The sequence below is a fragment of the Verrucomicrobiota bacterium genome (genome assembly GCA_027622555.1).
Taxonomy (GTDB): Bacteria; Verrucomicrobiota; Verrucomicrobiia; order Opitutales; family UBA2995; genus UBA2995.
On the sequence record JAQBYJ010000021.1, the window covers coordinates 38,662 to 62,715 of the forward strand.

Annotated in this window: 18 protein-coding genes; 12 read left to right on the plus strand and 6 right to left on the minus strand. The window is 47.9% G+C overall.

Translation table 11 applies throughout. The features are described from left to right. Positions 1–47: 47 nt before the first annotated feature. Positions 48–1,541: a sulfatase gene (locus tag O3C43_07775; protein ID MDA1066386.1), complete on the minus strand. Its 1,494-nt coding sequence runs from the start codon at positions 1,539–1,541 to the stop codon at positions 48–50. Positions 1,542–1,677: 136 nt separating this feature from the next. Here O3C43_07775 and O3C43_07780 point away from each other — a divergent pair, with 136 nt between their 5' ends. Further along, positions 1,678–2,895, plus strand: a complete 1,218-nt coding sequence (locus O3C43_07780) for a PQQ-binding-like beta-propeller repeat protein (protein ID MDA1066387.1) — start codon at positions 1,678–1,680, stop codon at positions 2,893–2,895. Positions 2,896–3,003: 108 nt separating this feature from the next. Beyond that, entirely contained in the window at positions 3,004–5,283 is a 2,280-nt protein-coding gene (locus O3C43_07785) for a DUF5916 domain-containing protein (GenBank protein ID MDA1066388.1), read from the plus strand. Positions 5,284–5,338: 55 nt separating this feature from the next. On the opposite strand, the gene O3C43_07790 is transcribed toward O3C43_07785, so the two are convergent. Further along, complete coding sequence (locus tag O3C43_07790) at positions 5,339–6,529, minus strand: Gfo/Idh/MocA family oxidoreductase (protein MDA1066389.1); 1,191 nt, start codon at positions 6,527–6,529, stop codon at positions 5,339–5,341. A gap of 56 nt (positions 6,530–6,585) precedes the next feature. Then, positions 6,586–7,809 (minus strand): alpha/beta hydrolase fold domain-containing protein, encoded by a 1,224-nt coding sequence (locus O3C43_07795; GenBank protein ID MDA1066390.1) that lies wholly within the window; start codon positions 7,807–7,809, stop codon positions 6,586–6,588. Between the two features lie 148 nt (positions 7,810–7,957). Between O3C43_07795 and O3C43_07800 the strand changes: the two genes are divergently transcribed. Both O3C43_07800 and O3C43_07805 read left to right on the plus strand, forming a co-directional pair. Then, entirely contained in the window at positions 7,958–8,626 is a 669-nt protein-coding gene (locus tag O3C43_07800; GenBank protein MDA1066391.1) for a hypothetical protein, read from the plus strand. Continuing rightward, the gene (locus O3C43_07805; GenBank protein ID MDA1066392.1) at positions 8,580–8,870 is read left to right on the plus strand and encodes a VCBS repeat-containing protein; all 291 of its coding nucleotides are present in this window, start codon (positions 8,580–8,582) and stop codon (positions 8,868–8,870) included. Before O3C43_07800 ends, O3C43_07805 begins: the two co-directional genes overlap by 47 nt. Positions 8,871–9,211: 341 nt before the next feature. On the opposite strand, the gene O3C43_07810 is transcribed toward O3C43_07805, so the two are convergent. The 3 genes from O3C43_07810 to O3C43_07820 all read right to left on the minus strand — a co-directional run bounded on the left by O3C43_07810 (position 9,212) and on the right by O3C43_07820 (position 11,931). After that, positions 9,212–9,928, minus strand: a complete 717-nt coding sequence (locus tag O3C43_07810) for a M48 family metallopeptidase (protein MDA1066393.1) — start codon at positions 9,926–9,928, stop codon at positions 9,212–9,214. Between the two features lie 141 nt (positions 9,929–10,069). After that, positions 10,070–11,203: a hypothetical protein gene (locus O3C43_07815; GenBank protein MDA1066394.1), complete on the minus strand. Its 1,134-nt coding sequence runs from the start codon at positions 11,201–11,203 to the stop codon at positions 10,070–10,072. A gap of 143 nt (positions 11,204–11,346) precedes the next feature. After that, positions 11,347–11,931 carry a beta-propeller fold lactonase family protein gene (locus O3C43_07820; GenBank protein MDA1066395.1) on the minus strand — a complete coding sequence of 195 codons (585 nt, stop codon included), beginning with the start codon at positions 11,929–11,931 and terminating at the stop codon, positions 11,347–11,349. Between the two features lie 419 nt (positions 11,932–12,350). On the opposite strand from O3C43_07820, the gene O3C43_07825 reads away from it, so the two are divergent. The 8 genes from O3C43_07825 (at position 12,351) to O3C43_07860 (ending at position 23,892) form a co-directional block, all read left to right on the plus strand. Next, positions 12,351–14,522 (plus strand): right-handed parallel beta-helix repeat-containing protein, encoded by a 2,172-nt coding sequence (locus O3C43_07825; protein ID MDA1066396.1) that lies wholly within the window; start codon positions 12,351–12,353, stop codon positions 14,520–14,522. Between the two features lie 21 nt (positions 14,523–14,543). After that, positions 14,544–15,893, plus strand: coding sequence for a sulfatase-like hydrolase/transferase (locus tag O3C43_07830; GenBank protein ID MDA1066397.1), 1,350 nt, complete (start codon positions 14,544–14,546; stop codon positions 15,891–15,893). 73 nt (positions 15,894–15,966) lie between these two features. After that, complete coding sequence (locus O3C43_07835; protein ID MDA1066398.1) at positions 15,967–16,887, plus strand: TIM barrel protein; 921 nt, start codon at positions 15,967–15,969, stop codon at positions 16,885–16,887. Positions 16,888–16,918: 31 nt separating this feature from the next. Further along, positions 16,919–18,997 (plus strand): PQQ-binding-like beta-propeller repeat protein, encoded by a 2,079-nt coding sequence (locus O3C43_07840; protein MDA1066399.1) that lies wholly within the window; start codon positions 16,919–16,921, stop codon positions 18,995–18,997. Between the two features lie 248 nt (positions 18,998–19,245). Beyond that, positions 19,246–19,560, plus strand: coding sequence for an EthD family reductase (locus tag O3C43_07845; protein MDA1066400.1), 315 nt, complete (start codon positions 19,246–19,248; stop codon positions 19,558–19,560). A gap of 45 nt (positions 19,561–19,605) precedes the next feature. Next, on the plus strand, positions 19,606–21,261 hold the full coding sequence (locus tag O3C43_07850; protein ID MDA1066401.1) for a PQQ-binding-like beta-propeller repeat protein: 1,656 nt from the start codon (positions 19,606–19,608) through the stop codon (positions 21,259–21,261). Between the two features lie 279 nt (positions 21,262–21,540). Continuing rightward, entirely contained in the window at positions 21,541–22,737 is a 1,197-nt protein-coding gene (locus O3C43_07855) for a prolyl oligopeptidase family serine peptidase (protein MDA1066402.1), read from the plus strand. Between the two features lie 18 nt (positions 22,738–22,755). Beyond that, a complete protein-coding gene (locus O3C43_07860) occupies positions 22,756–23,892 on the plus strand; it encodes a putative glycoside hydrolase (GenBank protein MDA1066403.1) in 1,137 nt (378 codons plus the stop codon). The last annotated feature ends 162 nt before the right edge of the window (positions 23,893–24,054 follow it).

Genomic DNA, 24,054 nt, shown 5'->3' on the forward strand with positions numbered 1-24,054 from the left:
TTCAAAAAACAGAGGGTTATCGATTCATTGAAAATTTGTTTTTTGGACTACCAGGCCAATCGTTTGTCGTCGGCGCTCAAAATTCCTGGTTGACGCAAATTTTTACCTGTGGTTTTCGTGAGTTTGTCGCCCAGGTCATCTCGGTATTTGTCGGCTGCCGCTGATAGTTGTTTAAATATTTCCGGGTGTTGATCTTTCACATCGGTAGTTTCGCCAGGATCATTGTCTAAATCATACAGGGCTAGCTCTGTTATGAAATTTTCATAATCGACAGGGAATCCGCCTTTTCCACCGGGCCTTCCGTTCAAGCTGCTCGATAGGTGCGGAAAGACGAGTTTCCAATGTTCACTTCGAACCGCCTGTAATTCACCTCTTCCATATTGAGGGAAAAAATTGTGCGGTGATTTGTTATTGGATTGTTCAAACATGAGACCTCGGATGTCTAGACCATCGATTTTGTGAGCAGGAAGTTTTCCAGCAATAAGTTTTGCGATTGTGGGGAAAATATCGATGGTTGAAGCTAGAAGATCGCAGTGAGTGTTGGCAGGAATCTTCCCAGGCCAATTCATTATAGTTGGAACTCGTGTGCCACCATCGAACGAGGTGTGCTTTTGACCACGGTAAATACCGGCTGATCCGGCATGATCTCCATAGGACAACCAGGGACCATTATCAGTGGTGAAGATCACCAAGGTATTGTTCCGGATATTATGGTTTTCTAAAGCATTTATAATTTCTCCTATAGACCAATCGAGTTCCATTACGACATCACCGAAAAGGCCTGCACCGCTTTTTCCGAGAAACCTATCGCTGGCGAAAATGGGCACATGCACCATGGAGTACGGCATATAGAGGAAGAAGGGTTGTTTGTGGTTTCGATTAATAAATGATAGGGCTGACTCAGTTGCCCGGCGTGTAAGCAGTGCCTGATCGGCTGGCTGCAGATCGGGGTTTATAACTTCTTCATCCTTCACAAATGGCAGTGGTTTATAGACTTTAAAACGCTCAGGATCGTTGGGAGGCAGGTGTGCATACCTGGGGTGTTGAGGCCACATATCGTTGGAATAGGGGATCCCCTCGTATTCATCAAATCCCTGGTTGGTCGGCAGGAATTTCGGATTGTGACCCAAATGCCATTTTCCAAACGCCGCAGTTGCGTAGCCTTTTTGTTTAACAAGCTCAGCAATGGTCATTTCATTTGGGTTAAGTCCTACCTCTGCTTTGGGGCTGTAAGCTCCCGTAATTCCGAGACGTGTATTCAGGACTCCTGTAAGCAAAGCCGCTCGGGAGGCTGAACATACGGGGGCGCTTACATGGAAATCTGAGAAACAACGCCCTGTTTGAGCAAGTTTATCGAGGTTTGGAGTAGGGTAGTCTCTTGCACCAAAAGGACCGATGTCAGCGTAACCCATATCATCTACGAAAATTAGAATAATATTTGGAAGTCCTTCTCCATTAACCATTATTGTGCCTGTATTCAGGAAAACAGACACCAGAAGTAATCCAAGTTGAGATCGCACAATTGCAGTGAATTTTTTCATACTGATCGACCTTATTGAGGCACTTGAAGTTTTTCAACCAGCGACTGAATTATTTCATATAACTTGGATTTTTACAAATAACGGTCATGGAATCTGAAGATTGCATTTCCAATGGTGGCTACCTAAGAAAGGTGCCATGAAAAGGTGGTTCTCACTTTTATTTATACTCATTTTAGCTGTTTCTTCCGCAAATGCACAATGGAACCAGTGGCGTGGGGCTGCGGATGGGCAGGGGGAAGTTTCTGGTAAAGGTGCTGTAACCGAATGGTCTGAAAACAAGAATATTATTTGGAAATCGCCTGTTACAGGACGTGGAAGTTCTTCCCCTATTATTTCAGGCGGGAAGATTTTTCTGACGACGGCTGATGAAAAGCGAAACAAGACGTATTTGCTTTGTTATGATCAGAAAACCGGCAAAAAGCTTTGGGAGAAATTAGTCTTTTGGGGGGAGCTGCTAAATAATGTTCATAAGAATAATACGCATGCATCTCCTTCCGTCGCCACAGATGGTGAAACAGTGACTGTTTTATTTGGCTTTAAGAAAGCGATATGGTTGGCGGCTTATACAATTGATGGAAAAGGTCTTTGGGAAAAAGAAGTTGCCAAAGTAAAATCCAATTTTGGATTTGGATCGAGTCCCCTGGTTTACAAGAAGAGCGTCATTGTCCTCTGTGACATGGAACCCAACCCTGTCCTGGTTGCTTACAATCTTTTGGACGGTAAAGAACTTTGGAAATCCTTCCGGGACGGACCAGACGATGCTGATTTTCACAGTTATTCTACCCCACGGATATTTAATATACAGGGTAAGGATCAGTTGGTGACTGTTGGGTTAGGTAGAGTAAAATTCTATGATCCAGACTCAGGGAAAATGCTTTGGGATGTAGAGGCCGGTTCCGATGCTACCGTGGGTACTCCGTTGTTGGATAGACGCTATTTGTATCTAGGAGGTGGATGGCCCCAAATGGGATGTTCAGCCATCGACCTGCGCCGTCGGGAGGTCATTTGGAAGAATCGTTTTGATGCGTACATAGTCTCTTTGGTTTTTCATGAGGACTATCTCTATGGAAGTACTAACAAGGGGGAGTTCGCCTGTATGGATGCGAAGTCGGGAATGATTCTCTGGCGTGAACGTTTTCGAACCGAGGTACAAGCTTCGCCTTTTATCGCGGGAGGTTTATTGTATCTCATATTGCGCGACGGCACCACCAAGGTGATCAAACCCGACTCTACGAAGTATATTGAAGTATCCGAGAATCATTTACCTGGGATAACAGATGCTACTCCAGCCATAGTGGATGGACTGATGTATTATCGGTCAGAAAATATGCTCTATTGTATCGGAGAAGGTTGATTTCCGGATCTTTGGATTCCTTGCCTTTCGATAATAAGAAAATAGTATCTGGTTGAGGTTTTGTTGACTGGACAGAATAAAAATCCTACCTAGGTTTCCCCAGATCCTGTGAAAATTCCCTGCCCAAATTCCCTGGTGTTTTATGACTTTAAAGCATCGCTCTTTAATCGAATCAATTGGCTTCTTGCTGCTTTGTTAGTGACTGGAAGTCATGCTTATTCTCAGTCCTCCTCCCAAGGAAGTTCTGAGAAAAGACGGATTGCGGTAACAGCCATATCCGAGAATATTGTGATTGATGGCAAACTCGATGAAGCTGTTTGGAAATCGACTTCTACAATTGGAGACTTGATTCAGAGACAGCCCAACCCGGGGACAACCCCTAGCGAACGAACAGATGTCACTTTATTGAGAAATGCTGATTACCTTTATATCGGTGTTGTCGCTTACGATTCTGAACCCGATAAAATTATTCGTGCGCAAATGTCTCGAGATGCGAGTGTGAGCTCAGATGATCGATTGGAAATCCTTCTGGATACCTTCCGGGATCAACAAAGTGCATTTTATTTCGCCACTAATCCGAATGGCGCTTTAGTGGATGGTTTGGTGTTTGGGACTCAGGATTTGAATACGGATTGGAATGCCATTTGGGATTTGCGGACACAGATAACGGAAGAGGGTTGGACGGCTGAAATTGCCATTCCCTTTAAAAGTCTCAGTTTTCCTGGAAACAGCTCTGAGTGGGGTTTCAATATTTCCCGTACTATTTATCGCAAGCTTGAGGAAGACATGTGGTCAGGGTCCCGCCTGGAAAATCGATTTCTAAAGGTATCTGAAGCCGGTGAAATTTCGAACATGACAGGAATCAATCAAGGAATTGGTTTGGATGTCCGACCCTTTCTGGCCTCAAGCCTGTTGCACACTAAATCTACTGGAAATAACGATGTCGATTTTGAGCCAGGTTTAGATGTGTTTTGGAATATAACTCCAAGTTTAAAACTCACAGGGACCATTAATACGGACTTTGGAGAAACCGAAGTCGATGCCCGTCAAATTAACCTAACCCGTTTCTCTCTTTTCTTCCCGGAAAAACGTTCGTTCTTTCTGGAGGATGTGGGGGTGTTCGATTTTGCCAGCACGGGTCCTCAACAGCCCGGTGGGGCACCTCCCGGACGAGTGGATGTATTTCCCTTTTTTAGCAGAAGAATCGGATTGCTGAACGGCAACGAAGTCCCACTGGAAGTAGGAGTTAAGTTGACGGGTAAAGTGGGGAATACCGATGTCGGAATATTGGGAGTTCAAACAGGTAGTAACGATTCCGTTGACGCCAAAGAATTTTTCGTAGGCCGGGTGAAACAAAGGATATTTGAAGAGTCTTATGTAGGTGGAATATTTACCTATGGAAACCCAAATCAAGGTGAGTCTGGAAATACCTATGGAGCCGATATTCGATTGGCCACTTCGGATCTTTTTGGAGACAAGAAGAATTTCATTTTTGATGCTTTTGCGTTAAACTCTGACAACAGTTCGAAGTCCGATCCGGAAGCGGATGGAACGGGAGAGTCTTTTGGGTTTTCTGCACGTTATCCAAATGACCAAGTGGACGGCATGCTGGTGTTTAGGGAAATTGGTAAGAACTTCGATCCTGGTATCGGTTTTGCGCAACGGAGTAATGTTCGAATGTATCGAGTAGCCGGAAGCTACAATCCTCGCCCAAGAGACTTCCTCGATATTCAGCAAATGTTTCACGACATTTACTATACCTATTACGAGAATCTTGAGAAAGGTATGAAGGAGACGACGGAGCTCTATATAACGCCGCTCGACTGGCACTTTAACTCAGGAGATTCTGTCCACGCATTGATAGATTACCAAAGACTATATGAACGGCTTTTCGAACCGTTTGAAATTTCTCCAGGAGTATTTTTGCCAGTCGGGGAGTATAGGACTAACCGCTCTAATATTGTAATCGCCACAGCAAGCAAACGTGCGGTGTCCGCATTTATTAATGTTGGATACGGAGATTTCTGGTCTGGTACATCTGAAAATATAAGTGCGCGGGTTACTTACAAGTTACCTCCTCACTTTACTACTACGATAAATGTGAACCAAACCTTTGCTCATTTACCGCAGGGTAATTTCATAGCACGTATTTATACAGGCACATTTAATTACGCCGTTTCACCCCAACTGACTTTTTCCAACCTGGTGCAGTTTGACAATCGCTCGAGAAATCTCGGTTGGCAGAGCCGAATCCGTTGGACGCCCAAGCCTGGCAACGACTTATTTATTTCTTTTAACCAGGGGTGGATCAACGAACCTGGCAGCCTGCGGTTTAATGTAAGCGATACCAAGATTGCGACCAAACTTCAGTATACCTTCCGTTTCTGAGCTTGGAATTCAGAGGTGGTCTTTTAAATGGATAGTCCTAATGGCCGCTCTCCATTTATAGACTTAACCAGCAGCCATTGTTTCGACTGCTTTCGACCGCTTTCTCGATGAATTGAATTCCCGCGAGGCCATCCTCAACCGTAGCGTATTTTGAGCCGTCGGTTGCGGTGTAAGCATTTGTCTGGTACGCCCGGACATCGTTTTCAAAACAACGATGTAGGCGGGCAAACGCATCGTGAAACCCTTCACTGTGACCCCAGGGAATGGTGTTTTCATCCAAAAGTTCCTGAGGAAGTTTTTCTAGGAAATCATCTGGTTTCAGATTTGGATCTCGATAATAAACGCGGTCGGGTTTTCCCAGTGGGTATACCTGCAGTTTCTCCGACTCTTCCTGGGCCCAGCGCAATGAACCTTTTTCTCCATTCACTTCTATGCGAAGATCGTTTTTGTGGCCGATGGCGATCTGTGTTGCGCGCACCAATCCTTTTCCACCGTTGCTCAATCTACAATAGGCAGTGAAATGATCATCGAGATTGTCGTCCGGGTTTTCATTCCACTTAAAAAACGACTCCAGATGAGCGCTGAGCTCCTTGACTTCGAGACCTGTAATGTAACGTAGCTGCATGAGAGCGTGGGTACCGATATCACCACCACAGTTTGAAATACCCGAGATGTTTTTATTCAGACGCCAGGTGGTTTTTTTGATATCCGGATCGCTTGCGCGCATGGCCATCCATGATTGATGATAAGAGCTATCCACCCAACGAATGTCTCCCAGCAATCCACTTTGAACGATGTGTCGTGCCAACCGTGTGGTCCAATGCCCCAGGTAGGTATGGGCAACACAGAAAGGGATGATCTTTTCATTTACCAACCTGCACAGCGTTTGGGATTCTTCCAGGTTGAGTGTGAGTGGCTTCTCGCAAAACACCGGAATGCCTGCTTCGATAAATTTCTTTGCAGGATCAAAATGTGCGTGGTTGGGAGTCTGAATTAAAACATAATCAATTCGTTCACCTTGCGGTTTTCCAAGCTCCTGCTCCAGCATGGCGTCGTAACTTTCATACCCTGTGATGGGGTACGGCCACTCCTCAGCAGATCGCAGTGCGTTCTCCGGATTCGACGAAAGTGCCGCCGCAGTCACTCGACGTGTGCCATCCATGAAAATGGCGCGTTGATGCGCGTTGGTGATGAAGCCTTTGCTTCCTCCGATCAGGCCGACATTAAGAGGTCTTTTGTTTCCCATAATTTGCTCCGGATATTGACCAAGTTTGCTTAGCCGTATCAAGAGGAATAGAAAATCTATTGTTCGTAGTGCTTAAATGGGATGAGTGGAATATCGTTATCCTCGCGAAGTTTTTTGAATTTCGCCAATTCATCCCAGTCTTTTTTTCCGTCGTATTTGGTGTCTTGAATGTCGCTTCTATTCGAGCTGATTGACTTGTGAGGCATTTCGACCACGGGTTCCCTGTTGAGGAATCCTATATCGATCAGAAACTCGTTTACATTGTGGGTGGTGTATTCCAGGTGAGGAGAGTTGTTATACCAACTGTGAACCTCGCCTTTATAGACGTAACTTTGGCACTTTAATCCAAGTTCTTTTGTGCGAATGATCCATCTAATGTCCGAAACGTAAAACGCGTCCCTTGTCCCAAACAGGATGATGCTCGGTGGCGAATCTTTGGTCAGATTTTCGATGGCCGATACCACATGCAGTCCTTCCCGGTAGTCTTCTGGGTCTTTGCCGAGGAAGAGGCATTCTTCCTCAATTTGTCTCGGGTGGGTTGGTTCAAAGAAATCGACGAATGGGTTAAATAGAAGCATGGCTTTTACGCCGATATCGATGTCGAGATTGTCCTCTTCGCCGACAAAACCAAGCTGCGCAAATTTCTGGGCATCTACTGTCGCAACGGCAGAAGCCATACATCCTCCGGCGGAACCTCCGCCAACCACTATTTCATTCGGATCGATACCAAACTCCTGAGCTCTTTCCTTAATCCAACGAATGGCGCTGATCCCGTCCTCTACTGCCGAGACAGGAATCGTCTGATCCAGATCTCGTATTCGGTATTCGGGACGAAAACAAACGGCTCCACGTTGAGTGAAGTAATTGGCTTGGTGGTAGAATTGTCCGGCATTTCCTTGGGTAAAACCGCCACCGTGCCAGAAAACAAGGGCAGGGCGTTTGTCGGTGGCTTGCCAGGTGTCAGGATAATCCACAAAGATATGAAGATTCCTTTTCTCGGTGGTCTTAAAAACGAAGGACCTGGTATCTTCGTCGCTCAGCCCAGGAGCTACGTATTTTTTTTGGTTCAGAGTTCGTTGCAAAACGGGTTTTCCAATTTGTTCGTAAAATGTGGCAATCCCCTCCGCCCGTTCATTCTGCGATAGGTTGTTTATCCAATTTCTCACTTCCTTGCGTGAAGGATTTTTCCCAAAGGGAAGCTCAACTTCGGCCGGAAGGAATGTTGGGGGAAAGCCAATCGTCAGAATTAGCAGTGTATGAAGCAGGCAACGTTTTTTCATGTCGTCATTGTATTTACTCAAGAGTTATGGCCGTCTGCAATCAACTATTGTTCGAGTTTCGTTGAAAGAATTTTTTTGAGTCGTCTACAATACCTTAGGCTTCATGCTTTAGAGAAAATAAGAACCAGTTTCCTTATGTTTCCATTTTATGACCCTCATTAAAAAGACCGGATTTTTTATTTCCTTTTTGATCTTTTGTGGGGTCTCTCTTTGGATCTCCAATCGGTATGATTCTACCGGTCTGGAAAGAGTGGAGGAGGGAAATTCCCCTCTGAAGAAAACTGCAGGATCAAGATTGAATTCATCGGTGATAGAAGAAACACCAGATTTGGTTTCGTCCTCTGCTATCGAGGCTTTTGAAGAATGGATGGAGAGATTCTTCAATGAAAATGAAACTGTGAATGCTTCAATGGTAGAGGAGGGTGTAGCAGTTGCTTCTGTTCGGCGATCTGAAATGAAGGAGCTTATTAGAATCGCTCCGGCAACAGCACTTGCTTTGACAGTTCCTTATGAATTCAGGCGAGAGCTTCCAAAGGAGGTAATAAATCAACTTGAAACGGTCATCAATACTCATGCTAGCTTTGACCTACTCGTTTATTGTCCGGAGCCCGGGCAAGAGGGCCGAGGATTGGAGCGCTTGGTTTCACTCAAAGGGCAGTCCTATCAAGTTTTCACTTTCGGCCGAGGACTCAATGTGACGGCGAAGAATCAACTGCCCATCTGTGGCATCGCGAGGTCACGGGCGGGGCGTAGTTTGGTTCGAGGCTCCGATGTGGAAAGAGCATGGGATTCACCCCACGCTGAAAGAGCCCCATAGTCTGTTGGTTACGGATATGGATGGGGACGGAGATCTAGACGCTGCGACCTGTGCTTTTGGAGACAAGGAAGCTTGGTGGTTCGAAAACGACGGGCACGGTCAGTTCAAGAACCATTTGGTCACGACCAATCAAGAGGCTTATGACATTAGGGCCTTTGATATGGATCTGGATGGAGATTTGGATCTGCTGATTGGCGGGCGCGCTTCAAACAATGTTGTTTGGTGTGAGAATCCTCGCTTATAAGGATTATTCGGGGCTCTGTGCCTACCAGTAATCTCTCTGATGTTAGTGTCTTGTTGCTCGAAACTTGATTAGGAAGACAACTAGTAAAGGTCCAAGAATTCCCGGCTAGCTTTTCCAAACCTCCTTGTACTGAGGCTTGATGAGCGCCTCCGTCTCCGGCGCACTAGGGCATTCCATAGTCTTCCAATCGAAGGTGAGCCACCCGCCTTGCGCGCGGCTTCGGTGACCAGACGCGTCTCTTCCACCGTGCGGCAGGTGAGTTCGCCGGTTTTGATGGTTGGAGAAAATGGATACCGTTTTTGAAAACACAGTTGCTGACGTCGTTTGCTCCGTCCGTTCGATCATCGAGGTCGTATGCGCTGCGCGGCTTCTTTTATCTGGGCTATGCGGGAGTTAAAAGAAGGGTGGGTTGAGAAATATTCAGGGATATCCGATTCCTTCAATGGCTTCAGTCGCTCAAATATTCGAATGGCTCCCTTCGGATCACGACCGGCTGCCATAGCGAGCCGTATTCCGAAGTCGTCCGCCTCGTATTCGTTGTCGCGCGAATACTCCGTCTTAAGGAATTTCAGAGTGGCCTGCTTGGCGGCAGCCCCGAGGAGGCCACCGGCCCGAAGCCATTTGCTGATCACTTGAATGGAATGCTCGGCTATCATGCGGTCAAACGCATGCCCTTTCACTACGTGGCCCATTTCATGAGCGATAATAAAGGCGAGTTCGTCTTCATTGCGCCCGCAGTGATTCACGAGGGCATCCGTCAGAAATATAAATCCGCCCGGCAGCACAAAGGCATTCACATCGCTTGATCGTATGACCGTGCAGGTGAAGCGGTGAGGCGTATTGATCCATGCGGCCAGGCGCTTATAAAGCGCATCTATAAATTCGATTTCGACCCTTTCACTTTCGGCTGTGATTTCTTTGGCCATCTGATGGCCCAGCTTATATTCCGAGGCGATGCTCTCTTCTTCGGTTCCGAGTAAGGAATCATAGAGCCAGCGGGACTTTTTATAAGTCTCCCCGACCTTTTTTCCAAGCCCCTTAAAAAATGCGTCCATCATTGTATCTCAGAACTAGCGACAAGGACCGGCAATGGCAAAAGGAATCAGCGGGGGCAGGTTTTGATTGTTGACTGAGATGCTCCTGTGATCCTGGGGTGCCTTCCAAATGATTAAGCATAGCGGAGCCAGATATTTCCAATTCTACAGTAGTTCGTCCTCAAGGATAGATATGACTGTTTTGGCCATAGCCAATGTTTTGGCATCGATGTGTGGGTCTTCCGCAAAGAAGTGGTCGCTATTGGGCGCGATCAAAGTCCGGCTGCCGGGGATGAGAGTGTCTGCAAGCAGGGTCAAACCGTCGTTGGGGCCCTGGCTGACCAAGGCTTTGTAGTTATTCTTGGCGTATTTGCTGAGTTGTCCGGAAAAGGACAAACCCACATAATTGACAATTAGCAGTCCCGCAGGAAGTTGCAGTTGCTCAATCCGTTTACGGCAGGACTCAGCTCCCATGGAGGCCACGGCATCCTTTTTCCATCCTTTAATAAACAGTACCGCATTCATGAACCATGCCCTGGGAAAAGTATTGTAGTGCTCAAAAAGCGGGCTCCCTTGAAGGATACCTCCCAGGTTGATCCAAGCTCCGAAATGGACATTTCCGGTATTCCGAAACTCCTCCAGGGCAAGATGTATCGCCGGTCCTGCGGAACTCGCCCCCGCAATTATGCATTTTTTGTCCTGACTCGCCAGTCTCCTTAAGGTTTCAACGATCAAATCCGCGTTCTCTTCCACCGATCCATTGGGGTCTATTTCGATCAACCGGTTGTCGATTCCCAGATCACTGAGAAGCTGCCTGGGTCGGGCCAGATCCGCACCTGTCAAATGACCGCTCTTCACGTAATCCCACCCCGGCACGAAAAGCACCCGGTAACGGTTGTAATACTTTTCCAGGCGCTCCGAGTCCGGGTTTTCTAGGTAGAATTGGAATCGCCGCTGACAATCCAAACTGGCCGGATCTCTGCTCACAAGGCCTGCTAGATAGAGCGCTGCGAAATCGACCGATTCCTCTTCCGCGATCCGAAGCAGATATTCCCGGTCCGGCCAGCCCGTGGATGGCATTGTTCTGAACAAGGTATCGATTCGGGCGTTAAACTCAGGATTGCTTTTCTCGCCCTGAAGGTAATGGGACAAGTAGTAGGCCGCCTGGGGTGAATCCAGGGTAGTATGGACCGTTTCGCCATGAAGTTGCCCCCGCGCGTTGAAGCGCTGAACTGCCTGACAACCGCATGATAATACTGTAACCGCCATCGCAATAGTGATACCAAATCTGGTTAGCATTTCCAAACAAGAATAATGAAATTACTTTATATTCCAGGCGCGACAGAATATGTAATGTGAGGAACAGACGTCCGTAAGGTCTTGATGGTTGACTGTGATGCTGCTCTTTCCCTGACCTCATCAAACTTCGAGATCTTATTCGTCTACTCCTTGAAGAGGATGCAGTATACGCTGGGGAGGTTTACCAGGTTTTTAGTGGGGAAGGTAAGTTCGCCGGTTTCTTGATTGATGGAGAAAATGGATACCGTGTTGGAGGCTTCTCCGGATACGAACAACCACTTTCCCGTGGGATCGATGCGGGCGTTTCTTGGCCAGCTTCCATGGATGGGTTCTGTTTCGATTTCAGTGAGCTTTCCGGTTGTGGATTCCGTCTTGAAAGCGGTGATTGAATCGTGGCCCCAGTTTGCGGAATAGACAAATTTCCCGTTGGTTGAGAATCTCATGTGGCGTGGTCCGCCGCCCGGTACGGATGGGGCAAGACTATGGGGAGTGAGCGACGATCCGTCTAAGTCGACCTTGTAGATGTGGATGTTATCGGTGCCGAGATCCGGGACCAGGGCGAATTTACCATCGGGCGAAAAGCCGGTCCAGTGCGGGTGAGGATCCATTTGGCGGCTATTCACTTTGGAGGGGACTTCGTGCATCAGAACTTGAGTTTGTTTTTCTATGGATCCGTTGTCAGCGATTTTGAATACGCCTACGGAACCTTTGAAATACTGCGCGGTGATCAGGATTTAGCAAGCTTGCGTTTTCCCGAGATTTGGATTCGGGGTACCATTTATCTGCGGGGAGTATCCGGTCTTTGGGCTCGAGCGAACAGCTCAATGCAACTTTCTTGTAACCGAGATTGGTAGGGCTAGTGCGTCCTCGCAGTGCCGTGTATTTCCAGGAGATTCGGGGGCGGTGCCTGCCTTCGCGCAAGGCACGGTGCCACGGGGACGTGTAGCGACTAACTGTATGTCTGTGGAAAAAGGGAAATCAATTGCAGTAAGGTCGTAACTCACCGAGTTTTGGATTCGGGAATTTGAGGAAGCAAGAGGACTTGATCGCCGAATTGGTGGATGCCCTGAACAAAAGAAATATCAAACTAAATTATCCTGTAAAAATAGGGTGGGCAACTGACCTGCGGCAGTTAGTATTTAGGACAATGAAAGTAATTCGATTTATATACCTCCTTCTATCCGTTTTACTTCTGATAACTTGTAATCTTTCAGCTCAATCTTCTGAGAAGGCCGACTTCTATGTTTCTGCCAACGGCTCCGATACTTGGTCGGGCACCACAGCAGAGCCCAACGGGCAGGGGAATGAAGGTCCTTTTGCGACCCTGGAACGAGCGCGTGACGCCGTTCGGGAATTGAAGAAAAGTAAACAGGCCGATGTCATTGTGCTTATTCGGGAGGGCACTTACCAGCTGGACAAAACGATAGTATTCGGTGTCGAAGACTCAGGTATGGGCAACTCGACCGTCACCTATGCCGCCTATTCGGGAGAGACTCCTGTCTTCAGTTCGGGCCGGGAAATCCAGGGATGGAAACAAGCACCGAGTGATTTAGCAGGTTTGCCCAAAGAGGCGCGAGGAAAGGTCTTGGTGGCTGAGGTATCCGGCAGCTTCAAAACTCTGTATGATGGGGAGGGTATGCTACCGCGGGCCAAGTCGGAAGGTTTCATTACCCAGAAAGGAGGGAGCAGAACGGAAATGCATTTCCCAGCAGGCAGGTTGAAAAACTGGTCCAATATTTCCGACGTGGAAATTATAGTTCGTCCGCATCATGCATGGATATCCAATGTTCTGCCACTGGAGTCGGTCGATGAGAGAGCAGGGATTGCCCGAACGTCCATTGAGGCAACCTATGCAATGAATGATCTCCATTTCCTGAAGACCACCGAAAATTGTTGGGTGGAAAATGTTCTGGAGGAGCTCGATGAACCGGGCGAGTGGGTGTTGAACACGAAAGAAGGAAAGCTTTACCTCTGGCCGCGAAACCAGACGCCTGTTCTGGCTCCCCAGTTACTGGAGCTGATTCGTGTGGAGGGGGACATAGACAAGGAGGGACCGACTGACATTCCGGTGCGCAACCTCGTATTTCGTGGCCTGACTTTTATGCATGGCGAGCGGTATACATTGGCTGAGGGTGACGCCGGTCTGCAGCATGACTGGGACATGCTCGATAAGGCGAATGCTTTGGTGCGTCTGCGCAGTACGGAGAACTGCACCATTGAGCAATGTCATTTTACCCACAGTGGCAGTGGCGCCATTCGTGTGGATTTACACGGGATGGAGAACACAATATCCAACAATCATATTGAACAGATGGGCGGTGGAGGAATCCTGCTCTGTGGATATGGTCCGGGTACCAAGGATGTGAACCGGAAGAACCTCGTTTATAACAATCATATCCACCACATTGGACTTATCTACATCCATTCGCCTGGAATTTTCCTCTGGCAGAGTGGGGAAAACAGGGTAGCCAATAATCTGATCCATAACACGCCTTACTGCGGAATGATCGTTTCCGGATGCATGACCCATTTTTTTGAGAGAGGGGATAATCGGGAATTGGTGCGAACCATCCGTTGGCAGGAAGTCGGGGGCGGACGTTCCAGAAAAACGGATGCCGAGGCTCTCATATACAAGCACTCCCATGACAATATGATCGAGTACAACGAAATTCATCATGTGATGGAGAAGATGGGAGACGGAAACGGAATTTATGTGCGTGGTGCTGGTGCGGGAAACGTGCTTCGTAGAAACTACATTCATCACCTGGTCACACCGATGCACATGCAGGCTGCCCTGCGTACGGATGGGGGGCAGATGGATACGCTGATCACGGAAAACATCATCTACAAGTGTACTGCCCAAGGCATCATATTAAAACTGAACAACCGGGCAGAAAATAACTTCGTCATAGACGTCATCGCCCCGCCACGCGGATACTACCTGTCCCTCAGGGAAGGTCCCATGACGGATGCGGTCATCCAAAAGAACATTTTTTATTCTTCCACTGCTAATGTGACTTTCATCGATGAACTGGAACCCGGGAAAGGAATAACAACCGAGGATAGCAGGGGAAGAGGACTGGCGCTGGCCAAGGATGCCAATACCGATTACAACATCTACTTTTGCGCGGAGGACCCCCAACTCGGAAGTGAAATGCTGAAGAAGCAACAACAAGACGGCGTTGATGACAATAGTCTGGCATTCAATCCATTGTTTATGGACGTGGAGAATGGCGATTTCCGGTTTAAACCCAACTCACCTGCACTTAAATTGGGTATTGTTCCAATCGATCTTTCACAGATTGGACTAAGAAAGTAATCCAATATGAATAGTATGAAAATGAAGAACCTTATATTTTTGATGGTATCGGCATTGTTTAGCTGGCTAACGGTTGCAGCGAAGCAGCCTAATATAGTTTTCATATTCGCGGACGATTGGGGCTACGGAGATCTGAGTTTGCACGGGAGTGATTTTGTGCAAACTCCGAACATCGATCAAATGGCAGCGGAGGGGATTGATTTCCAAAACTTCACGGTGAACAGTCCGGTGTGTTCGCCAAGCCGGGTTGCAGTCATGACCGGAAAATTTCCGGCAAGATTTTCTATTCATCAACATTTTGCTGGCGTTCCTTCCAACGCACAACGGGGGATGCCTGACTGGCTTGATCCTAAGGAACCTATGCTTCCACGCTTACTGAAAGAGGCCGGTTATAAGACGGGTCACTTCGGAAAATGGCACCTGGGCAATGCGACGGACTCTCCATCGGAAGATCTGTATGGGTATGATGCCTTTGCCACCTTTAACGGATCGGGAAAGAATGAGCTTCGTCCACAGGGCCTTGAATCCGTTGACCATGCCGAGAAGTTTATAAAGGAAAACAAGGATCATCCCTTCTTTGTGAACCTATGGCTGCACGAAACGCACCTCGCCCATTTCCCTCTGGAGAAATACTTGGAGAAATTCAAAAATCTGGATGAGCAGAAACGGATTTATGCTTCGGTGGTTGCTGAAGGAGATGAAGGGGTAGGGCGGATCCTCGGCTTGTTGAAGGCATTGAATCTGGATAATAACACCCTCGTGGTGTTTTCGTCTGACAATGGACCTGAGGCCACCCGCGGACCGGAACATAAATTTCACAACAATTCAAAAGTTGGCCTCGGGGGTTATTATTCGGTGGGAGAGTCGGGCGGTCTGATTGGTCAGAAACGATCGCTTTATGCAGGAGGGGTTCGAGTGCCTTTCGTGGTCCGTTGGCCGGGCATTGTACCCTCCGGGAAAGTGGACAGGACCTCCGTCCTTACTGCAGTTGATCTGCTCCCGACCTTTCTTGAGGCTGCGGGAGTAGCCTTGCCAGAAGGTTTCGTGCCGGACGGTCAAAGTGCATTTTCGGCTTTTAAGGGGGAACCCATTAACCGGACAAAGCCCATTTTCTGGGAGTGGAGAGGTGGGATTTCAAAGGACTATACCTGGCCAACCCTGGGTGTTCGTGACGGCCGCTGGAAGCTACTGCTGAACGAGGAGTTAGACCGCATCGAGCTTTACGATATCGAATCTGATTGGGCTGAAAAAAGCAATCTGGCTAAAACTTTTCCTGAAGTTGCCGATAGGCTTATTAAGCAAATCCACACATGGAAGAAATTCCTTCCAGCTAAACCTTCGGATAACAGTCTTTCGCGGACACGCAAATAGAGTATGATCGGTCACCGAATTCCAGTAAATGCCCCTATCTTGGTTTATCTGAAATCCAAAACTCTACTGCAAAATGTCTAGCCGCCTTATCCAAAATGTATTCTTTCTTTGCTTCTGTTTATTGATGACCGCCTGTGCTCCAAAGCAGAGCGCTAAGGATGTTGCGACGGCAGAAAATTTTGCCAAAGAAAATATTCTCGCCTGGGCATTTACAAATTTCGATATCGAGCGATCCGCTGAGGAGCGTGCTCAATTGCTGAGACGAGTGGGTTTTAAAAAAGCGGGTTATATCGTTTCCAATGCGAATGCAAAGGATGCTTTTGATGCTCATGTCTTGGCCTACAAGAAGTACGACATCTCAATTATTTCGGTATGGTGGCAGTCCTCGAATGAGGACCTCATGGAAGATCCCAAAACCCGGATGGTATTGGTGGGTTTGGACAAACATAATCTAAAGCCCGACATTTGGTTTTCCCTGGGCAAAGATCTGGTTGAAGCCATTCCCGAAGATCAGCGGCTCGACAGGGCGGTTGCCATTCTCCGGCCCTTAGCGATTGAAGCGCGACGTCGCGGTGTTCGATTTGCGCTCTACAATCACATGGAATGGTTTGGTGAAACGGACAACCAGATAGCCATCATTGAGAGACTTCGTTCCGAAGGAAATATGGATCATGTGGGTATGGTTTATAACATGCACCACGGACATGACCGCATAGATAATTTTAAGACGGTTTTCCAAAAAATGCAGCCCTACCTGTTTGCGTTCAATCTGAATGGCATGCGAGTAGAAGGTCCAAAGATTATCCTGATTGGTGAAGGCGATCGTGAACAGGCGATGATCAAGACGGTTATCGATTCAGGGTTCAAGGGTCCCATCGGAATCCTTCACCATTTTGCCAAGCAAGATGCTGAACCCGTCTATGTGGCAAATCTGAAAGGTTTGAAATCGATATTAGAAGCACTCGGACATGAAGAAGTTGCTGCCACCTATTGAGGCGATCTGCCTTTTCCATATTCTGAGTAAAATGAAATTACTCTCATCGTTTTTATTTGGTTTTCTGCCTCTTTGTATTTTGGCCCAACAAGGGTCCGGCTACCGTGATTGGGGCACGGCTGGAGGAGATACCGGAATCACTCGCTACTCCAGTCTCGATCAGGTCAATACGACCAACGTGTCTCAATTGGAGGTGGCCTGGACTTATCGATCGGGCGACGCTCAAGGACGATCCACGATACAATGCAATCCCATCGTCGTCGATGGTGTCCTTTATGCAACAACCCCGAACCTTGATCTGGTCGCCTTGGATGCTTCGACTGGAGTCGAACGGTGGAGATTTAGTGATTCTGGTGAGGTTGAAAAAGGTCCGGATACGAACCAGGGTCAGTACTTTGGCCTGAACCGTGGAGTCGCCTACTGGAAGGATGGCGATGATAGACGTATTTTGTACAGTCGCGGTCATCACATTCTGGCAGTGAAGGCGGATACGGGAAAATTGATTTCATCCTTTGGAGAAGACGGTCGGGTAGATATGCGTTATGGTTTATCTAAACCGCCTCAGTTCGTGGGTATAGCGAATCCGGCAGCCGGCGTTATCTATAAAGATCTCTTCATTGTCGGCTCGCGTGGAAATACAGCGGGGCATGTCCGCGCCTACAATGTACGCAGTGGAAACATGGAATGGATCTTTAATACGATTCCTCACCCGGGTGAACGATTTGAAGACACGTGGCCAGAGGGTGCATGGGCTAAAGTTTATGGGGCCAATGTTTGGAGTGGATTAAGTGTCGATGTGGAAAACGGACTTGTCTTTTGTTCTACCTCCAGCCCCAAACCAGACCTTTTTGGGTGGCAGTATCCAGGAAAAAATGACTTAGCGAACTCAGTTGTCGCACTCAATGCAGCTACGGGTGAATACGTCTGGCATTTTCAGGAGATCAAACATGGTATTTGGGATTTGGATCTGCCCGCTCCGCCAATGCTCGTCACCGTAGAACGCGATGGTTTGCAAGTCGATGCCGTGGCGCAGGTAAGCAAGACAGGCAATACCTACCTGCTGGATCGGTTGACAGGCAGGTCACTCTTTCCACTCGTCGAGCGCCCGGCTCCCGCATCCGATATTTCCATCGAGCAAGCATGGCCTACTCAAACGGTGCCTCTGCTTCCACCGCCATTTACTCGACAGGAAGTTACTTACGACCAGCTTACGACCCTCTCTCCGGAAGCTCGCGCCGACGCGGTTGAGCAATTTATTGAAAGCCGCAGTGGTTGGTTTATGCCTATCAGCCCCAAAGGCACTATTCTATACGGCGTGTTAGGAGGAGCCGAGTGGCCGGGTGCCGCGTTTGATCCAAATTCAGATCTGCTCTATGTTGCGGGCAACAACCTGCCTTTGATCATTCGTCTCGATCCAGTGACGGGAAAAGCTGCCAAAGGTGCGGTTGCTTTCGGAGCAACCTGCACGATGTGTCATGCCATTGAACGCTTGAGTGGCGCAGCCCGGCGATACGAACCTGAAGCGCTTGCGGATCTGCTCAAGGCGGGTCGCGGTATTATGCCTTCCTTTGCCCATCTTGGAGACAAGGTAATCGCCGATCTTGTGGATTTTCTTCTCATTGATCCCCAAGAAGAAAACAAGGAGCCGGTAGATCCGGATTTCGTTCCACAAGACTATACCTTTAGTGGATTCAATAAATTCGTGGATAAAGAGGGATACCCAGCCGTCAAACCCCCGTGGGGTGTGCTGAGCGCCATCGATCTCAATAGAGGAGAAATTGTCTGGCAAACTCCGATTGGTGAATACGAAGAACTCACTCGGCGTGGCATCCCGGCTACTGGAACGCCGCTCTTTGGAGGCCCAACCGTAACTGCAGGTGGCCTCGTTTTCATTGGCGGGTCGACGGATGAAAAATTTAGAGCTCTTGATAGTGAAACGGGCGAGATCTTGTGGGAAACCAAACTCCCTTTCGGAGCTTATGCAAATCCCTCCATCTACGAAATTGACGGTCGTCAGTATGTCGTCATCGCATCCGGAGGCGGTGGAAAAAACGGTACTCCCTCGGGTGATGCTTATGTCGCCTTTGCATTGCCCGAATCTACGCACTAATGGTCTAAATCATGCGCCGTAGGGCCAGTTGCTCGCAACTCGGCCTCTGTGACCCACAACGTTCCCGGACAAGGCGTCGATGCAAGCATCGAGCCCTACGCTCCCTGTAGAATGAATTACCTAAATCATGCATCCGGTAAAAACAGGATGGGCATCCAGTATAGATCTGCTAGCATATCGAGTTGGCAATCTTTTCTCTGCCACTAGGTAGAGTATTTACCCCATAAACCTATCAACCAAATAATAAAATGATTAGAATCTGTGTTACTTACCGAAGAAGCGAAGGAAGCACCTTTGATGTGGATTACTACCAACATGTGCATTTCAAACTCGTCCACGAGTTGCTTGATCCGCTCGGCCTCGTGTCTGCGGAAATGGATGTGGGAATTCCTGGAGTGGGTGGTACCGAAGCTCCATTTCACGCCATTGGTTATCTGGTGTTCAAAAATATGGATGATTGCACCGCCGCGTTTGAAAAGGAAGGAGCCCGATTGGTGGCTGATGTTATTAATTGCACCAACATCGAGCCTGTTATTCAAATCAGTAATTATTTGAGCGTGTAGGGTGATCTCGAGATAACTTTCAAAATCCTACACCAGCGATTCCCCATGATAATTTTTCCCCTGAATAGATTACTTAATTGCGTTTATTATTCCTCATTCCTGATCTGCTTTTGCATTTTCTCACCCTTAACGGTTGAAGCTAAAGAAATACGGATTAAATCGCCGCATTCAAGCTCTTGGCCTCAAGCGGCTGGACCTCATGGAAGTTGGAGCACACAAACCGATGCGGAAATCCCGACTTCCTTTAACGTAGCAGAGGATAAAAATATTCTCTGGAGAAAGGCACTCGATGAATCGGGACAAAGCGGAATCGCTGTATGGAAGGATCGATTATTCCTGACTATCATGGAACCGTTCGATAGCGATAAACCGGATCCCTACAAAACAGGGACAATCCAGGCGCTCTGTATAAACGCGAATAACGGTGACGTGATTTGGCAGTATGAAATCAAGGCCGCCAATCCTAGCGGTTATATGTATGGGTTCAGCGATTCCACTTCCCCGACACCCATTACGGATGGCGAGCATGTCTGGTTTACCAATGCGGGAGGAAAACTCGTGTGCCTGAACTGGAACGGGGAGCTTGTGTGGGAGAGGACTTGGAGATTAGCGACGGAGGTACTGAAGCCAGAGAAGCCGTTTCCATTTAACAAGCAGCATGAGCCCTTTATGGTGAATGACGTCCTGGTTAATATGGAAGCCTACGATAACGTAGACGGCAAAAGGGAACTGGGCTGGCACTATTTGTATGGGCTGGATAAGATGACGGGTGAAGTGAAATGGATATCCGAAGACGCGGTAACCCACTACAATACTCCGGGCTATTCGCTGGACGCTCTGGGCAAACCGACGGCTTTGATTGGAAGGGGAGGGTATCACGACGTACCCGAAGGGCCGAAGGGATACTCCATGATAGACTTGGCGGATGGTAAACGGGTTTGGCAGACCGAACTCTCCGGCGAAAATGATACTGCGCTTTACAACTCAAATTTCACCAAGGATTTCGCAGTGTGGTTTTCCGAGACAGAAAGTGAGATCACGGTTCTTAATTCTCAGAATGGGGAGATTCTTAAAACGATAGATCTTCGAACCAAAGTGGATTTGAGAACCTATGACCAAGCCCTGGGACGACGAGTCTTGCGACCAGATTTCGATCTCAGCCAAACACCCAACCCAAATGTGTTTCCGGCGTGGTATACGAACATCATCGTCGGAGACCATCTCTACTTTATGTGTTCTAAGGATGATACCAAGCAGCCGCTGATGAAGCGTTGGATGAAGCTCTCGCCTCAGTTTTCTTTCGCCCGCGTGGATCTAAAGACTGACAAAGTGGAATACCTTGAAGTGCCGGCTCATTATAACGATCGCGGAGAGTATCTTTGGAAAGAAGAGTTGAAAACCACGGCCTTGAATTCGCGTGGAATTGATACGATCTCTGATCCACGATCAAAACGTGATGGCTGGTATTGGTGCTTTAACGGAAATCCAATTCTGGTGAACGATATCCTTTTCTTCACCACGATGATTGGAAATTGCTACACCTTCCGGACGGGCACAGATAGGTTTGATGATAGCGCCTTTATCGATGTTAATTCACTCGGTGTGCGTAGTGAAAGCTGGTCCTTGAACACACCCTCGTTTGCCAATGGAAAACTTTATCACCGCACTGCAAAAGAACTGATATGCATTGGGAACAATTAATATTCATTGTCGGTATAGCTTCCGCCTCAACCGTCCTTGTAAATGGACGGACTGAAAATGCGCCAAATCCCTATACAAGGAATCCAGCAGAAATCCTTGGTATTCGATTCGCGACCAAGGTCACTCCTACAGCATCTTTCGCATGTCAAAATGTAGGAGCCAGCTTGTATTCCTTGAGCTTGTCGAAGTGGCTGGCGATCTCCAAGATTTCAACCTTTCCCTTCAGGCACCGACCCCGACGCATCGAGGAATAACAAGTTTAATGAGAAAGAAATTTGAATGAGAAAACTTACTGCAGCTACACTATGTTTTATATTTGTTAGCAGCGCATTCGCCGCTCGCGTGGGTCCTTGGGACCTGGATACGCTGTATGAGGTCCCCGAATGGGAGGAAACAGAGAAAGCGGCACAGGAAGGAATGACCGGTGTCCTTTACGAATCCATTCCGGTGAATGGAAATCGCGTGCAAGTATTTGCCTACTACAGCTCGCCGATTGGGAAGGCTCCAGAAGGTGGATGGCCTGCTGTAGTGTGTGTGCACGGTGGCGGTGGAACAGCTTTTAACGAATGGGTAGCCAAATGGAATGATCATGGATACGCCGCGTTCAGTATGGATCTGGAAGGGCATTATCCAATTCGTGAAAAGGGGGAAGCGCGGGGTACACGTTTATCAACCGAAAATCCGGGCCTCAGTCGTGTCGGTATTTTCGGTGACTATGAGAGCCCTATAGAGCAGCAATGGTATTATCATGCGGTAGCGCAAGTGATACTGGCTCATTCGCTGATTCGTTCCTTTCCCGAAGTTAACAAGGACAAAATTGGCATCACTGGAATCAGTTGGGGAGGAACACTCACGAGCACGATCATGGGTGTAGATAACCGATACAAATTTGCGATTCCCGTTTATGGTTGTGGATTCTTGCCGGATTCCGATGGAAATCAGGGTGTAGCGATCAAGCCCGGGAAATACACGGAAGTCGTAAACCAGTATTTTGATGGATCTGCCTATTTTCAAAATGTCAAGATACCCACACTCTGGGTGAATGGGACCAACGACACCCACTTCCCTATGCCCTCTACTCAGAAGTCAGCGCGGGCTGTTCAAGGCCCAGCGACATTACGTTATGAATTAAGAATGAAGCACGGGCACGGACCCGGATGGGAGCCGGAGGAAATTTATGCCTACGCTGATAGCATAGTGAAACAAGAGGCTCCGTTCATTCTGTTTGGAAAACCTGAAATAGGTGGCAAACGTGCCTCTGTTTCTTACACCTCCACCGTGAATGTGGCAGAAGCCAAATTTTATTATACCTTGGATAGTTCTGCCTGGCCGGAACGATTATGGGAGGAAGCCCCCGCAACCCTCTCCGGGTCAAAGATGACAGCATCGGTTCCAAAAGGAGTGACCGTACTTTATTTTTCCGCCACAGATGAACGAGGACTGATGGTCAGTTCGGAGTTTGTTCTGACTGAGTAAATTTCAATCGATCCCATAATGAGGAAATCAATTGTAGCTATTATAATGCCGGTCCTTGCCATGTCGGTGATGACTTTCGGAAATCAATCCGACTTGTTTCCAAAATATTCATGGGACACGGTTCCGGTTTATATTCATTTTGGAGACAACGCGGGACTGACGGATGAGGAGGTTGAGTTTGTAGCATCGCACACGAACTTTGTTTGCCTCGAAAAAGCGCATGGCATGAATGTTCATGGATCCACTGAAAAAGGCATCTTGCACGATACTGTTCGGCTGAAAGCTGCAAACCCGGATCTGAAACTCATCTATTATTGGAATACGTTTTTGGATTATTCCATGTTCGATGCGCACCAGGTTTATGAACAACATCCGGAATGGTGGCTCAAGACCGTGGACGGATCATTGGACAAAAAGAACGGGAGTATCAAACGCTACGACCTGTCGAATCCCGCGGTTCGGGAATGGTGGACCGAAGAGGTGAAGAAGGCCGTTGTGGATGGTCCCTGCGATGGAGTGTTTGCTGACGCGTTTCCGCAGATAGCCTCTCCTGCGAATATCAAGCTCTGGGGGCAGGAAAAATATGACGCCATCCAGGCCGGATTGATCGAGACTCTCAAACTGACACGCCAGAAAATCGGCGCGGACCATATCATCATGTTCAATGGTATCCGAAACACGGAATCGCTGAATTTAGGAAGGGAGTATTTACCTTACACCGATGCTGCGACCATAGAACACTTTGGTCATTTTCAGAGTACATCCAAAGAGAACATGGCTCAGGATATCGAGGATATGATCGCCGCTGGTAAAAAAGCCAAGATGGTCATCATGAAAGGCTGGCCAGGCTTCGATTTTACACAGCGAGAAATCCGTGACGTACCTTACGATGTCCTTCTCGCTCAGGCTCGAGAGAATATAATGTTTCCCTTGGCCTGTTTTCTCATAGCCGCCCAGGAGCATTCCTATTTCTGTTATACTTGGGGCTATCGGGAGAATCATGGTTCCCTTGATTGGTATGACGAATTTGACAAGCCGCTTGGAGCGCCCAAAGAGGATGCCAAGAAAAGCGGTTGGATTTATACGCGTTCTTTTGAACATGCGGAGGTCTGGGTGGATCTCGAAAATAAATCGGCCAGGATCAAGTGGGATTAAGCACTGCGTTTTCCAAAGTGATTTTTCAAACGAATCAAAATGCCATTGATTAATTAGCATGAGCATGGATGATTAGCCGTCGTGGTTGATACCTTCCTGAATTCGTGAGATAAAATTGAATAAAAAGATGGAACCTGTTGGGGTTCAGTGGCTAAAGTAGCC